Annotated in this window: 10 protein-coding genes; 5 read left to right on the forward strand and 5 right to left on the reverse strand. The window is 69.1% G+C overall.

Translation table 11 applies throughout. The features are described 5' to 3' along the window. The first annotated feature begins 47 nt into the window (after window positions 1–47). A complete protein-coding gene (locus SNAS_RS20335) occupies window positions 48–593 on the forward strand; it encodes an NUDIX hydrolase (protein ID WP_013019345.1) in 546 nt (181 codons plus the stop codon). Between the two features lie 52 nt (window positions 594–645). Then, complete coding sequence (locus SNAS_RS20340) at window positions 646–930, forward strand: Lrp/AsnC family transcriptional regulator (protein WP_013019346.1); 285 nt, start codon at window positions 646–648, stop codon at window positions 928–930. A 108-nt stretch (window positions 931–1038) separates the two neighbouring features. On the opposite strand, the gene SNAS_RS20345 is transcribed toward SNAS_RS20340, so the two are convergent. The 4 genes from SNAS_RS20345 to ctaC all read right to left on the reverse strand — a co-directional run bounded on the left by SNAS_RS20345 (window position 1039) and on the right by ctaC (window position 4111). After that, window positions 1039–1902: a hypothetical protein gene (locus SNAS_RS20345; protein WP_041625069.1), complete on the reverse strand. Its 864-nt coding sequence runs from the start codon at window positions 1900–1902 to the stop codon at window positions 1039–1041. A 130-nt stretch (window positions 1903–2032) separates the two neighbouring features. Then, window positions 2033–2746 (reverse strand): DUF4878 domain-containing protein, encoded by a 714-nt coding sequence (locus tag SNAS_RS33040; RefSeq protein ID WP_013019348.1) that lies wholly within the window; start codon window positions 2744–2746, stop codon window positions 2033–2035. A 118-nt stretch (window positions 2747–2864) separates the two neighbouring features. Continuing rightward, entirely contained in the window at window positions 2865–3293 is a 429-nt protein-coding gene (locus SNAS_RS20355) for a cytochrome c oxidase subunit 4 (RefSeq protein ID WP_013019349.1), read from the reverse strand. 8 nt (window positions 3294–3301) lie between these two features. Next, window positions 3302–4111 (reverse strand): aa3-type cytochrome oxidase subunit II, encoded by an 810-nt coding sequence (ctaC, locus tag SNAS_RS20360; RefSeq protein WP_013019350.1) that lies wholly within the window; start codon window positions 4109–4111, stop codon window positions 3302–3304. 203 nt (window positions 4112–4314) lie between these two features. Between ctaC and SNAS_RS20365 the strand changes: the two genes are divergently transcribed. From SNAS_RS20365 to SNAS_RS20375, 3 genes are all read left to right on the forward strand, one after another. Further along, the gene (locus SNAS_RS20365; protein WP_013019351.1) at window positions 4315–5445 is read left to right on the forward strand and encodes a cysteine desulfurase family protein; all 1131 of its coding nucleotides are present in this window, start codon (window positions 4315–4317) and stop codon (window positions 5443–5445) included. Window positions 5446–5755: 310 nt separating this feature from the next. Then, on the forward strand, window positions 5756–8140 hold the full coding sequence (locus tag SNAS_RS20370) for a sensor histidine kinase (protein ID WP_169313908.1): 2385 nt from the start codon (window positions 5756–5758) through the stop codon (window positions 8138–8140). Beyond that, window positions 8137–8547: a roadblock/LC7 domain-containing protein gene (locus SNAS_RS20375; RefSeq protein WP_013019353.1), complete on the forward strand. Its 411-nt coding sequence runs from the start codon at window positions 8137–8139 to the stop codon at window positions 8545–8547. Before SNAS_RS20370 ends, SNAS_RS20375 begins: the two co-directional genes overlap by 4 nt. Window positions 8548–8562: 15 nt before the next feature. Here the strand turns inward: SNAS_RS20375 and SNAS_RS36315 are convergent, their stop codons facing one another. Next, complete coding sequence (locus tag SNAS_RS36315) at window positions 8563–15396, reverse strand: type I polyketide synthase (protein ID WP_013019354.1); 6834 nt, start codon at window positions 15394–15396, stop codon at window positions 8563–8565. Between the last annotated feature and the right edge of the window lie 6 nt (window positions 15397–15402).

Genomic DNA, 15402 nt, shown 5'->3' on the forward strand with positions numbered 1-15402 from the left:
CACACTACGACCACCGACCATCCCTCGATCCCTGTAGGCTGTGCCCGATGCCGCAACCTCCGCAATCCAGCCGTAAACCAGCCTCGCGGTGGCGGGCGAGCGCCTACAAGGTCTTCTACGCACTGCCCAAAGTGGTGCGTCGTCGGCTGGTGCGGATCGTGGCACCCACCTACACCGTCGGGGCGGTCATGATGGTCTACTCCCCCGACCGGTCCCAGATCCTGCTGCTGCGCCAGCCGCCCGGCTTCGGCTGGGGCCTGCCCGCGGGCCTACTCGACCGGGGCGAACGCCCCGAGCAGGCCGCGATCCGCGAACTGCGCGAGGAGACCGGCATCGACCTCGGCCTGGAGGCCATCTCCCCCGCCGCCCCCAGCGCCGTGATCCACACCCGGGGCCGCTGGGTCGACACCGTCTTCGTCACCGAGGTCGAACCCGACTCCGTCGAGCTGGTCATCGACGGCGCCGAGGTGTGGGAGGCCAAATGGTGGCCGGTCACCGCGATGCCCCCCATCACGGTGGCCGCCTCCCGCCTGTTGGCCCACTACGGACTGGGCCCCTACGCGGACTACCCCGAGGCCGCCCGCGTCGACTGACTGCGGCTATTGTCGGTGCGTCTCGACGTTTTTCGAACTAAGGGAGCCTCACGTGATCACCGCGATTGTGCTCATTGACTGCGCCACCGACGCGATTCCGGAAGTCGCCGAGGCCATCGCCGAACTGCCCGGCGTCAGCGAGGTGTACTCGACGGCCGGACACGTCGATCTCATCGCGGTGGTGCGAGTCAAGGAGTTCGACCACATCGCCGACACCATCGCCGGAGCGATCTCCAAGGTGGACGGCGTGGCCGACACCGAGACCCACATCGCGTTCCGCGCCTACTCCAAGCACGACCTCGAGTCCACCTTCGCCATCGGCTTCGAAGACAGCTGACGCCCCAGCCGCCGCGGCCGACGACTTCGTCGCGGCTGACAGCCATTCGCTGACGCCCAGCCGAACGGTTCCGAGCGCGGCCGGAGATCGACCGCGCTCGGAGTGTGTTCACGGCCGCGTGTCGGTCGACGCGCAACCGCAGTCGGGGTGGACGTTCCACTCGCGGCGGCGGATCACCAGCGACGGGCGGATCTCGATCGTGCTCGCCTCGACGGCGCACCGCTCGCCGTCCAGCCGCTGCAACGCCGCCGAGGCCACGCAACCCGCCGCCAGTGTGGCGACCGAGGCCTCGAGGATCTCGGGTTCGCCGCCGGTGTGCCACGCGGGCAGGCAGTCGCGGTAGTGCAGGTCGACGCATCGCAGGCACGGTGTCGTACCGGGAGACACCATCGGTCCGATGTGAACCGCGCCGTCGAGGATCGCGACGGTCAGGTACGGCAGCCGTCGTCGGGCGTGTCCCCGGGCCGCGAGTGTCGGCGGGTAGGCGCAGTTCACCAGTACCGTCAGGGTCGCCTTGCCGCGGCGGCCCTCGTCGGCGCACCAGACTCGTCCCAGCCCCGCCGCTCGCAGGGTGACGGCCGTGCGGCGGGCCAGGGCGCCGGTGCCGTTGACGAACACGCGTTGCCGCCGCCGGGCGGCCAGTACCGTCGCGGGGGTGCGGTCGCGGCGCAGGGCCAGGGCGTGTGCCTCCGGCGAGCCTTCGGCGGTCACCGCGCCCGAGTCGACGACCAGGCCCTTGCCCCGCAGCAGGTTCAGCAGTCCCGACGCTTCCGAGCCCGCCACCCCGAGCGCGTGGGCGGCCAGCTGGTACGTGGTTTCGTCGATCCAGCCGTCGAGCCGCTCCAGCAGCTGCGACAGCCGGGAATCGGGCAGTTGCAGCAGATAGGAACGATCGGGGTCGGAACCCAGCTGGACGAAGTCGGGCCGCAGTGGGACGCGGCGCAGTCCCGGTAGAAACCTGAAGTGATTCATGCCGTCCATCGTTCCCTCAGGACGGTTAAGTGACTGTTAAGTGACGGAACGGATTCCCGCGTGAAAAGACGATCCGCGTGCCGATGACGGCACGCGGATCGTCGCAAGCTGTGTTGGAACGTGGTTTCGGTTACGCCCCAGGCATCGCCGGGCAGAGCTTCCACTCGCCGTCTTCCACGACGACGTCGATCTTCTCTTCGCCGTCGTCGGTCTTGACGGTTACCGTGCCCTTGTCGCCGGACTCGGTCTCCTCGACGATCTCGTAGTCGGCGGTCAGACCTTCCTTCTCAAGGTTCTTCTTGAGCTCCTTGCCGATTTCCTCTTCGGACATGCCGCTGGCCTTCTCGAGCTCCTCGAAGCTCTTGCGGGTGTCCTCGCACAGCGCTTCCTTGAAGGCCGCGTAGTCGCCGTCCTCAAGGGCGTTGACCACGTTGTCGACCGCGCTGCTGGGTCCGCCACCACTGAAGACGAACACGACGAGCAGGATCACCACGACGACGAGCGCGACACCGCCACCGGCGATCCCGACGATCAGGCCGGTCTTGTTCTTGGCCGGGGGCTGGCCGGGAGTGAAGCCGCCCTGCGGCTGACCGTACTGGCCGCCCGCCGGGGGCTGAGCCTGCCCGTATCCCGGCTGCTGCTGGCCATAACCCGGCTGCTGCTGACCGTAGCCCTGCTGGTCGCCGTAACCGGGCTGCTGTTGCCCGTATCCCGGCTGCTGGCCATAGCCGGGCTGCTGTTGTCCATAACCCGGCTGCTGCTGGCCGTAGCCCGGCTGCTGCCCGTATCCGGGCTGCTGGTTCGGGTCCGGGTACTGCTGCCCGCCGGGAGGGGGGTAAGACACTGATCGCTCCGTCGGTGGTAGGTATGTTCACGCTCGATGAGCGCACTCATCGTCCGCACACCCTAGCCGATCTGCCCGAAAACCGACCACTCGGCGCGCCGGGCGTGTCGGTTCGGCGTTACTCGGGAACGCCGACCTTGCGGGTGCCGGTGTAGTACTCGAACAGCAGGCCACAGCTGGTGATGAGGACGGCGATGATGCCGACGGCGATCAGCCACCAGAACCAGAACACCAGGCCCAGTCCGGCGATGGTCGCCGAGGCGGCGATGCCGAACGGCCAGTAGCTGCCAGGCGAGAAGAAGCCGACTTCACCGGCGGCTTCGGCGATCTCGCCGTCCGGCCGGTCCTCCGGCCGCGGGTCGAGCCGGCGCGCGACGAAGGCGAAGAAGCCCCAGCACATGAAGCACAGCGTTCCGGCCAGGATCAGCGCGACGAAGCCGATGAACTCGATCTGTCCGCCGTCGTACCAGGTCCACCAGCCGTAGACGGCGGCGAACAGGTACAGAAAGAACGTGATGATTCCAAAAAGGTGCGACTCGGTCTTCATCGGTTCCCCTAGCTGGCCTTGCGCGAGTTCGGCTTGGTGTCGAACGGCTTGGTGGTGGTCGCGTACGGGTCCTCGCCGATGGCCTCCAGGGCCTCGGGCGTGGACTTACCGGCCTGGAGCTGTTTGAGGAACTTCTTGTAGTCCTCGCCGGACACCGCGCGCATCTCGAAGTTCATCATCGAGTGGTACGCGCCGCACAGCTCGGCACACCGGCCGACGTAGGCGCCCTCCTCCTCGATCGTCACCTCGAACTTGTTCTCGTAGCCGGGCATGACGTCCCGCTTGAACAGCAGGTCGGGGACCCAGAAGGAGTGGATGACGTCCTCGGAGACCTCGGTGAAGCGGATCCGCTCGTTGGTGGGGACCACCAGCACCGGGACGTAGTCGCTGTCGCCGACGGTGGAGACCGGCTTGCCGTCCTTGCCCTCGGCCTCGGGGTAGGAGAACTCCCAGTTCCACTTGAACGCGGTGACGGTGACCTCGGTGTCGGGGTTCTCGGTCAGCTTGGTCACATTGGACTGCACGATCACGGTGTAGTAGAACAGCACCGCGATGATGAGGAACGGCGTGACCGTGAACAACAGCTCCATCGGGAGGTTGTACCGGGTCTGCACCGGAAGTTCGTCGCTCTTCTTGCGGTAGCGGATGACGCACCAGAAGATCAGGCCCCACACGAAGACGCCGACGGCGAGCGCGGCGATCGTGGAACCGATCCACATGTTGAACATCTCGCGCGACTCAGGCGTCGGGAGTTTGCGCGGCCATCCGAAGGCGAACGCTTCGTCAACGGAACAACCGGCGAGAAGCGGAAGCGACATCGCGCCACTGACCGCCAGTCCTAGGAGACGACGCGACCGGCGAGATTTCGCCGGTGTCGGGCTTTCGACCACCTGCTCAAGCCTTTCTGGGCAATGACCGCTGCTTACTCCCGCACTGGCGAGACGCAGTGAGCCTACTGGTGTTCCTGGCTACCGCGCGGCCAGGGGGGCCGATTTCTACGGCGTGTCGTTGAATATAGGACATGACCTTCACATACCTCGATGCGGCCACAGCGAGCCCCGTTCATCCGGTCGCCGAGCAGGCGTTCCAGGCCGCCTCGGCCGACGGCTGGGCGGACCCGTCCCGGCTGTACTCCCGCGCCCGCCGGGCCCGCCAGTTGCTCGACGCGGCCCGCGAGACGGTGGCCGAGGCGATCGGCGCCCGTCCCGATGAGGTGAGCTTCACCGCCAGCGGGACCCAGGCGGTGCACGCGGGCGTGCTGGGGGCGCTGGCGGCGGGCCACCGTCGCGGCGATCGGCTCGTCCACAGTGCCGTCGAGCATTCCTCGGTCCTGCACGCGGCCGGCTGGCACACCGACCGTGGCGGCGCGAGCATGCAGGTGCCGGTCGCCCGCACCGGCGCGATCAAGCTGGACGCGCTGGCCGAGGCGGTCGGACAGCCCGGGGTGGCGCTCGTGGCGGTGCAGAGCGCCAATCATGAGGTGGGGACGGTGCAGCCGCTGACCGAGGTCGCCGAGCTGTGCGGCGACATCCCGCTGCTGGTGGACGCGGCCCAGAGCCTGGGCCGGATGCCGGTCCCGGCCTGGTCGCTGTTGTGCGGCAGCGCCCGCAAGTGGGGCGGCCCGGCGGGGGTCGGCGTCCTGGCGGTGCGTGCGGGGGTCCGCTGGCGCAGTCCGTGGCCGGAGGACTCGCACGACCCCGACGCCCCCGGCGCGCTGAACCTCCCGGCGGTGGTGGCCGCGGCGGCGTCGCTGCGGGCGGTGCTGACGGAACGGGAGAAGGAGGACGAGCGGCTGCGGAGCCTTACCTCTCTTATACGCGCGGAGGTGGCGCGGATTCCGTACGTGGAAGTCGTCGGGGATCCGGTCGAGCGGCTGCCGCACATCGTTACGTTTTCTTATCCTTTCGAGGACGGGCAACCGCTTCTGGTCGAGTTGGACCGCCGGGGTTTCGCCGTCTCGGCGGGATCGTCGTGCACATCGTCCACTTTGAGCCCATCGCACGTGTTGGAGAACATGGGAGTGCTTTCGCACGGAAACATAAGGGTTTCGCTTCACCGGGAGACCACGGCGGACGATGTGGACCGTTTTCTGACCGCGCTGCCTCAGGTCGTCGCGAAGGTGCGTGACGAATCCGGAGTGTCCGACCTGTAACAGTTTCCGGGCCGAAATTATGGCTTTCCTATGGTGTCGAACGCTTTCCAATACGACTGGAGTTCGGGGTATCATCCACAGTGTTCTTGCTCCCAAAGGAATTCGGGGGTAGCCTGCGGCGAGCAAAAGCCACAACCGGGTTCAACCTTAAGTTCCAGGTCAGGTATCGAGCACACGAAGTTCTGGTGAACGAATTTTGAGGATCAGACAAAAGGTAGCGCTACTCGTTGCCGCCCCCCTGATAGCGGTGATGGTCTTCGCCACGCTGACGGTTCTGACGACTGGCAGTGAAGCCCTTGAGGCCGAACGCATGCGCAACCTGGTCAGCGCGAACAAAGCGGCCGGTAGTCTGGCGTACCAACTCCAGTCCGAGCGCACGCTCGCCGTTCAGGCTCTGGTGAACAGCACCAAGGACGACAAGGCCGAGGAGTTCCTGAACCAGCAGAAGGACACCGACGCGGCGATCGAACGATATCGATCGAGCATTCGCGAACTCACCGACGTACCTAGCTCCACCAAGATCAACCTCGACAACGTCGAAAGCGGACTGGACAACCTCGATGATGTGCGAAAACGCATCTCGGAACAGAAACAGGGCGCGTCGGCCGCGGCGTTCATCTACCGGATCACCATCGCGGACCTGTTGTCGTACCGCGAATCGGTGCCGCAGGCCGGAAGCGTGCCCTCCGATGTGGCCGACCGGATCCGGGCGTCGAACCTGCTGTCGCGAAGCATCGAGTACCAAAGCATCCAGACCGAGACCGTGCTGCGGGCCCTGGACCGGGGAGAGCTCTCCTCGGCGGCGTTCCAGAAGATCACCGCGGCCAACACCGGTAGCACCGACGCCCTGCTGACGTTCAACTCGCTGGCCCCTACGGAATGGCGCGAATGGCTGGACCGGGCGCTGGCCGGCGACGAGCTCAGCCTGACGGCGACGATGGAGGACGAGGCGCTTCGTTCCAAGCCCGGCAAGAAGATCGACATCGATCCGGGCGACTGGGCCAAGGGCATGAACAAGCGCGCCGAACAGTACGAAGGCGTCCAGGAGGACATCGACAAGGCGGTCGTCGAGGAGATCTCGACGCTGCGCGACCAGCAGTTCCAGTTGACCTACACCCAGCTGGGCGGCGTCGTCGTCGCGGTGATCATCGCACTGCTGATGGCCGTGTGGCTGGGTAGCCCGATCGTGCGCGGTCTGCGCCGGTTGCGCGACTCGGCCCACCAGGTCGCCACCGAGGGCCTACCGCGTGCCGTGGCGCAGTTGGACGACAGCACCGACCTCGACGGGCAGACACCCGAGGAGTTCGCCAGCCGAGCCACCCCGCCGGTGAAGGTCAAGGGCCGGGACGAGCTGGCCGACGTCGGTAAGGCGTTCAACGAGGTCCACCAGGAGGCGATCCGGGTCGCCGCCCACCAGGCGCTGCTGCGGCTCCACATCGGTGGAATGTTCATCCGGCTCGCCCGGCGCGGCCATTCGCTGGCGGGTCGGCTGACCAACGTCCTCGACGAGGCCGAACGCAACGAGCAGGATCCCGACCGGCTGGACCGGTTGTTCAAACTGGACCACCTGGTCACCCTGTTCGGGCGCACCAACGACAGTCTGCTGGTGCTGGGTGGTGCGGCACCGGCGCGAGTCCGGCGCACCCACGAAACGGTCGGCGACGTGCTGACCGCGGCGCAGAGCCAGATCGAGCAGTACACCAGGGTGCAGATCGGCATGGTCGACGAAGGCGTGTCGATCAAGGCCAATGCCGTCGACGATGTGGTGAAGTTGCTGGCCGAGTTGCTGGACAACGCGACCCAGTACTCCCACCATCAGGTCAACGTGACCGCACGACTGCTGGCCGACCGCTTGGTCGTGCAGATCAGTGACCGCGGCATGGGAGTGCCCCCCGATCGGATGGCGCAGCTCAACGCGCGGTTGACGTCCCGCAAGGGTCTCGACCTGGACTCCATGCAGACCATGGGTTTGACCGTGGTGAGCCATATCGCGGCGCGGCACGGCATTCACGTCGAGTTGCGTGCCGCCGCCGTCGGCGGCACCCTGGCCGAGGTCTCGCTTCCGGTCGACATCATCGACATCGAGGCCGCCCCCAAGGCGATCACGGCGATGCCCGAGGCCGTCCCGGAGCAGAAGCCGACCGGGATCCGCAACGCCCCGCTGTTCAAGCGTCGTCCGCGCCAGCGCGGCAACAACGCGGGGGCCCGCAGCAACGCGGCGGCACGCGGCAAGCCCGACAACAGTTCCCGGCGGCCACGATCCACCGGTGGCCTGCCGCAGATCCGCTTCGACTTCGGTGCGGTGCCCACCTATCCGGGACATCCACCCCGGATGGATCGGGACGACACTCCCACCGAGACGTTCCCGGCCGTCCCCCGGCAACGGGACAAGGACCGGCCCCGGCGGATGAACGTCGGCGGGATGCGCTCCTACGAGGACGGCTGGCAGGCCGCGCAGCGAGCCACCGCACCGGCCTCGAATCCCGTTGACGACGGCCTGCCCAAACGCGACCCGATGTCGCGACTGGTCCCCGGTGCCATGGGACCCACGTCGGCCGAGGTTCCGGCCACCCATGCCGCACCGGCGTACCGGGATCCGACCGCGGTCGGCGCATCGTATCTCGCGTACGCCAAGACCAGACCCGACAAGCGATCACCTTTCTCCCCTGCCGACGATTCGAGGAACGAGTCTTGAACACCCAGAATCTTGACTATTTGCTCAATGACTTCATCGACAGAGTTCCCGATGTCACCCACGTGCTCACCGTCTCCGCCGACGGTCTGCTCATAGCGTGCAACGACGAACTGCCCGAAGACGACGCCGACCGGCTGGCCGCCATCGCCTCGGGCCTGGTGAGCCTGTTGGCCGGTGCCGCCCGTGCCCTGCAAGCCGATCCGGTGATCAGCTGCATGGCCGAGCTGTACGGCGGCTACATGTTCTCGATGTCGATCCCCGGTGGAGCCAGTCTGCTGGCGCTGGCCAGCTACGACTGTGACATCGGGCAGGTGGGACACGAACTCGCCGACCTGATCAACAAGATCGGGCCGTCGATCTCACCGGAAGCGCGGGGGCAGGTCTCGACCGCCAACCACGGTCAGTGACCCGCCCCTGCGGGGTCAGTCCAGTCCCAGTTCCCGGTCGATGAGGGCGAACATCTCCGCTTCGGTGGCGGTGTCCAGATCGTCGTCGGCGGCGGGGCCGTCCAGTTCGCGCAGCAGGGCGCGCAACCGGGTGACGGCCTCGGCGCGATGCTCGTCGGCGGCGTCCAGCCCGGACAGGTTGTCCCGCAACCGGTCCACGTCGGCCAGGAACGCCGGTTCGGAGTCGACGACGAGCTCGGACAGCAGCCGCTCGGCCAGTTCGGCGGGCGTCGGGTGCCGGAACACGACGGTGCTTGGCAGCCGCAGCCCGGTCTGCCGGTTGAGCCGGTTACGCAGTTCGACGGCCGTCAGCGAGTCGAAACCGGCGTCCCGGAACGCCAGGTTCGGCGCGATCTCGGCGACGTCCGACCGCAGCACGGCCGCGGCGTTGGCGCGCACCACCTCCAGCAGCACCCGGCCGCGTTCGGCGACCGGTGCCTCGGCGAGCCGCTGATCCAGTGGCGCCTGGGACGCGGCCGGTCGTTTCGGCGCCGCGACCAGTGCCCGGTACAGCGACGGCAGTTCGTCGGCGGCGGCCTGGTCCCGCAGGGCGGCCAGGTCGAGTCGCGCGGCGACCACGACGGGTTCGCCCGAATGCAGTGCGGCGTCGAACATGGACAGTCCCGCCGCGGCGGTGAAGGGCGCGACACCGATGCGGGACAGCCGGTCCCGGGCCCGGTCGGACAGGTGGCCGGTCATGCCGCTGTCGATGTCCCACAGTCCCCAGGCCATGGACACGCCGGGAAGGCCGCGACGGCGCCGGTCGAGTGCCAATGCGTCAAGGTAGGCGTTCGCGGCGGCGTAGTTGGCCTGGCCACCGCTGCCGATGACTCCGGCGATCGACGAGAACAGCACGAACGCGTCCAGATCCATTCCGGCGGTGAGCTCGTCCAGGATGGCCGCCGAGGACGCCTTGGCGGTGAACACGCGACGCAACTGGTCGGGGGTCAGGTTCTCGATGGAGCTGTCGTCGAGCACACCGGCGGCGTGGATCACGGCGCTCGGGTTCGCCTCGGCGAGCAGTGCGGCGACGGCTTCGCGGTCGGTGACATCGCAAGCGCGGATGGAGATCTCCGCACCGGCGCCGGTCAGCTCGTGTTCGAGGGTGTCGGCTCCGGGGGCGTGGGGGCCGCGGCGGCTCGTCAACAGCAGTTTCCGGACACCGTGGACGGTCACGAGGTGACGCGCCAGCACACCACCGAGCGTTCCGGTGCCGCCGGTGATCCACACCGGCCGGTTCGGGTTCCATTGGTGTGCCACGGGTTCGGCTCCCCGCAGTCGTCGCAGCAGCGGAGCCTCGACGCCGTCGTCGCCGCCGCGCGTCTCGGGTTCGCCGGTCAGCGTCGGCGCGGTGCCGCCGGTGGAGTGGACGATGCCGAAGCGGCCGGGGTGTTCGGTCAACGCGGAGCGGAGGTAGCCCGCGACCGCGGCGTGCACCGGGTCGCCGTCCGGCAGGTCGAACACCAGTGTGGACTTCTCGAAGTCGGGTTCGGCCAGCCAGGCTCGCACCAGTTCGTGGGCGCGGGTCACGGCGGCGATGGCGTCGCTCGTGTCGTTCGCCGAGACGACCACGGTGGGCGGCACGGGACGGGACAGGTCGGCCAGTTCCGCCACTCGCACCGATTCGGGCGCGACGGCCGGGTCCGGTACCGGTCCCCATTCGACGGTGTAGAGGTCGTTGACGGTCTGTCCGGAGGCCGCGCGCGGCAGGAACGACTCCAGCCGTGCGACCGGGGTTCCGGTGGCGTCGGCGATGCGGACCTCGACGGTGTCGTCGGCGTTCCGGGTCAGTTTGACCCGCGCCGCCGAGACCCCGGGCGTGAACACGTCGACTCCGGAGATGGCGAACGGGAGCGCCAGGCCGGTCTCGCCGCGGTTCATGCGTTCGATGAGGAAACCGTGCAGGGCGGCGTCGAGCAGGCCGGGGTGCAGGCCGAAACGCGCGGCGTCGGACTGGTGGTCGTCCCCCAGGCGTACCTCGGTGAAGACCTCGTCGCCGCGGCTCCAGGCGGCCGTGATGCCCCGATAGGACGGTCCGTAACCGTAGCCCCATTCGGCGATCGTGGCGTAGAAGTGGTCAACGTCGATCGGGTCGGCGTCCGCGGGCGGCCACTGGCCCAGGCCGAACGCGTTGTCCTCGGCGTCGGGGGGCCGGACCGGGGCCAGCGTGCCCTCGGCGTGCAGTACCCATTCGGGGCTGCCCTCCGGGCAGGAGTGCAGGGACACCGGACGGCACCCGTCCGCGGGCGCGCCGACGGTCACCTGCACCCGCACCCGGTCGCGCGACTCCAGTTCCAGTGGTGCCCGCAGTGTGAGTTCTTCCAGGCGGCCGTGACCGACCGCCTCACCGGCCCGCGTCACGAGTTCCACGAAAGCGGTGCCGGACAACAGGACCCGCCCGTCGACGGCGTGGTCGGCGAGCCATTCGGTCTCGGTCCGCGACAGGGTCGCGGTCAGCAGGGCGCCGTCGGTCTCGGCCAGTGGGGTCGCCACGACGGACAGCGGATGGGTGTCGGTCGCCGAGCCGGACGGCGTCGACAGCCAGTAGCGCCGGTGCTGGAACGCGTAGGTCGGCAGCTCGACGGTGCGCCGGTTTCCGAAGTGGACCGGCCAGTCGATGCTCAGTCCGTTGACGTGGGCGTCGGCCATCGAGGTCAGGAACCGGCGGGCACCGCCGTCCTCGCGGCGCAGCGACCCGGTGGCGTACACGTCCATGTCGGTGTGTTCGCCGATGTCCTGTATGGCTGAGGCCAGGACCGGGTGAGCGCTCATCTCGATGAAGGCGAGGTATCCGGACGAGGCCAGCGCCCGCACCACCGGTTCGAGCTGGACGGTGTGGCGCATGTTCCGGAACCAGTAGTCGGCGTCCAGTTCGTCGCCGGAGACCGGTTCACCGGTCACGGTCGACCACATCGGCACGGCGCCTCGCCGGGGCCGCAGATCACTGAGCAGTTTGGACAGTTCCTCGCGCAGCGGGTCCACCCGGGCCGAGTGTGTCGGGTAGCCGGACGGGATGCGGCGCGCGCGCACGTCGTCGGCCTCGCACGCGGCCACCAGAGCGTCCAGCTCGGCGTTGTCCCCCACCACGACCGTGGCCGAGGGTCCGTTCACCGCCGCGATGCCGAGACCGTCGAGGTCGGCGATCCGTTGCCGCACCTCGTCAACCGGCAGCGCCACCGACACGATGCTGCCGATGTTCGACAGCCGCCGGGCCAGCAGAGACGACCGCAGCGCGATGACCTTGGCGCCGTCCGAAAGCGACAGCGCGCCCGAGATCACCGCGGCGGCGACCTCGCCCTGCGAATGTCCCACCACGGCCGAGGGCTCAACGCCGAACGACCGCCACAGTTTCGCCAGCGACACCATCACGGCCCACAGCAGCGGCTGCACGACCTCGATGGGGCCGATGTCGCCGCGCAGGTCCTCCCACAGGTCGCGCCCGGTGAACGGGCGCAGCGCCGCGGCGCACTCGTCCATCGCGTCCGCGAATACCGGGAACCGCTCGGCCAGTTCGATTCCCATACCGACCCACTGCGCTCCCTGACCGGGGAACACGAAGACCGGGCCGACGCCGTGCGCGCGGGCGACGCCGCGTACGACCTCGCCGTCGAAGTCCTCGGCCCCGGCGGCGAGCGCGTCGATCCCGGCCAGCAGTTCCTCGCGCGTCGATCCCACGACCGCGGCGCGGGTGCGCAGCGCGGTGCGGGTCGTGACCAGGGAGTGGGCGATGTCGGCGACGTTCAGTTCCGGATGCTCGCGCACGTGGGCGGCGAGCCGTTCGGCCTGGGCCGCGAGGGCTTGCGGGGTGCGGCCCGACACGTGCCACACCGTCGGCGCGGCGTCGTGGGGCGCGGTGCCGGGTTCGTCGGGTGCCGTTTCCGGGTCGTGTTCGAGGATCACGTGCGCGTTGGTGCCGCTGATGCCGAACGACGACACCGCCGCACGGCGCGCACGGCCGCGATCGGGCCAGGTCACCGGTTCGCGAAGCAGGGCGACCGCGCCGGAGCTCCAGTCGACGTGCGGGGTCGGTTCCTCGATGTGAAGGGTCTTGGGCAGTTGCCCGTGCCGCATCGACATCACCATCTTGATGACGCCGCCGACGCCCGCCGTCGTCTGGGCGTGGCCGATGTTCGACTTCAGTGAACCCAGGTAGACCGGCTCCGAGGCGTCACGTCCCTGGCCGTAGGTGGCCAGGATCGCCTGCGCCTCGATCGGATCGCCCAGCTTGGTGCCGGTGCCGTGCGCCTCGACGGCGTCCACGTCGGAGGTTCCCAGACCGGCCGTGGCCAGGGCGTGGCGGATCACGCGTTCCTGAGCCGGGCCGCTGGGGGCCGAGAGTCCGTTGCTGGCACCGTCCTGGTTGACGGCCGAGCCGCGCACGACGGCGAGCACCTTGTGGCCCAGCCGTTTCGCGTCCGACAGCCGCTCCACCACGAGCATGCCGACGCCCTCGGCCCAGTTGGTGCCGTCGGCGGCGGCCGAGAAGGCCTTGCATCGGCCGTCGGCGGCCAGTCCGCGTTGTCTGCTGAGTTCGACGAACATGCCGGGGCGCGCCATGACCGTCACGCCACCGGCGATGGCGATCGAGCAGTCGCCCTGTCGCAGGCCCTGCAAGGCCAGGTGCAGGCTCACCAGCGACGCCGAGCAGGCGGTGTCCACCGTCAGCGCCGGTCCCGCGAGACCGAAGGTGTAGGAGACCCGGCCCGACACGACGCTGTTGGTGGTGCCGGTGAGCATCTGCCCCTCGAACCCCTCCGGGGCCTGGTCGAGGCGCGAACCGTACTCCTGCGCCGAAGCACCGATGTAGACACCGGCGTCGGTGCCCTTCAGAGTGGCCGGGTCGATGCCCGCCCGTTCCATCGCCTCCCAGGCGACTTCGAGCGTCAACCGCTGTTGCGGCTCCATCGACAGGGCTTCGCGGGGCGAGATACCGAAGAACTCGGCGTCGAAGTCGGCGGCGTCGTGGAGGAACGCGCCTTCCCGCACATAGGACGACCCGCGCCGTTCGCCGTCGGGATCGTAGAGCTCGTCGAGGTTCCAGCCCCGGTCGGTGGGGAACTCCCCCATCGCGTCGACGCCGTCGGCCACGATCCGCCACAGGTCCTCGGGGGACTTCACCCCGCCGGGGAACCGGCACGCCATCCCCACGATCGCGATCGGGTCGTGTGGGTCGATCACGTCGGCACTCGGCGCCTGCGCGGCGGCCGTCTCGCCGACCAGGTCGCGGCGGACGCGTTCGGCCAGGTCCGCCGGGGTCGGGCAGGAGTAGACGACGGCCGCGGGCAGGTTCAGCCCGGTGGCGCCGTTGAGGGCGGTGCGCAGTTCCACGGCCTTCGCGGAGTCGAATCCGGCGTCCCGGAACGGCACGTCGGCGGCGACCTCGCCGACGGTCACGCCGAGCACCGCGGCGGCGTGGCCGCGGACCAACTCCGACATGCGCAGTCGCTGCTGGTCCCGACCGAGTTCGGCGAGGTCCGCGAACGGACTGTCCGCTTCGGACGTCGCTTCGGCTTCGGCGGGCAGCTCCACCGGGTTCGCGCCGGGGAAGTCGGCGTCCCAGCCGACGTCGACGCCGTTGGCCCACAGTTGGACGCGACTGGTCAGGAACCGGTGCACTCCGCCGTCGTCGCGCCGCAGCGTGCCCAGGGCGACGGATTCGCCGCCCACTCCTGCCTCGTCGAAGGTTTCCTGCATGCCGACGCCCAGCACCGGGTGGGCGCTGGATTCGGCGAAGACGCGGTATCCGTCCGACAGCATCGAGCGCAGCGCGTCCACGAACCGGATGGGGCTGCGCAGGTTGGCGACCCAGTATTCGGCGTCCAGAGCGGTGGCGTCGACGCGGCCGCCGGTGACCGTCGAGTAGAACGGGATCCGGCAGGGCCGGGCTTCGATTCCGGCGAACGCCTCCCGCAGTTCTGCCACGACGGGGTCGACCATCGGGCAGTGCGGCGCGTAGTCCATGTTGATGCGGCGCGCCCACACATCCTGTGCCTCGCAAGCCGACAGGACCTCGGTGAGGGCGTCGGGGTCGCCGGTCACGAGCGTCACGGACGGACCGTTCAGCACCCCCGTCCAGACGCGGTCGCGCCACGGCTGGATCAGGGTCTCGGTCGCCTCGGCACTCAGACCGACCGACACCATGCCGCCGTGTCCGGCCAGCCGCCGTTTGATCGCGCGCGCGTAGGCCGTCACGATCCGGGCGCCGTCCGCGACGGACAGGGCACCCGCGACCACCGCCGCGGCCGTCTCGCCCTGCGAGTGCCCCAGCACCGCCGCCGGGGAGATGCCCACCGATTCCCATTGCCGGGCAAGCGAGACCATCACCGCCCACAGTGCCGGTTGCATCAGTTCGACGTCGTCGAGTCCGTCGCCGTCCATCACCTCGATCACGGAGACCGGGAGGTGGCGCGACAGCGCGGCGTCGCACTCCGCCAGCCGTTCGGCGAAGGCGGTCGAGGTGTGCCGCAGTTCCTTGGCCATGCCGACCCACTGCCAGCCCTGGCCGGGGAAGACAAGGACCGGACGGTCATCGCCCCGCACCATGCCGGATACAATGGACTGTGATGGCTCGCCCGCCGCCAGCGCGGCCACCGCGTCGCGCAGTTCGGCGGAGTTCGCGCCGATCGCCGCGGCCCGGTGCCGTCGCTGGGCGCGGTTCGCCAGCGCCCGTCCGACGTCGGCCGCGCTCGCCCCCGGGTGGGCGTCGAGGTGGTCGCGCAACAGGGCGGCGTTGCGCCGCAACGCTTGTGGATCGTCACCCGTGAGCAGCCACGGCGTGTTCGGGCTCGGCGACTGGGGGATCGCTGCCATGGTCGG

The organism is Stackebrandtia nassauensis DSM 44728 (assembly GCF_000024545.1).
In the GTDB taxonomy this organism is placed as follows: domain Bacteria; phylum Actinomycetota; class Actinomycetes; order Mycobacteriales; family Micromonosporaceae; genus Stackebrandtia; species Stackebrandtia nassauensis.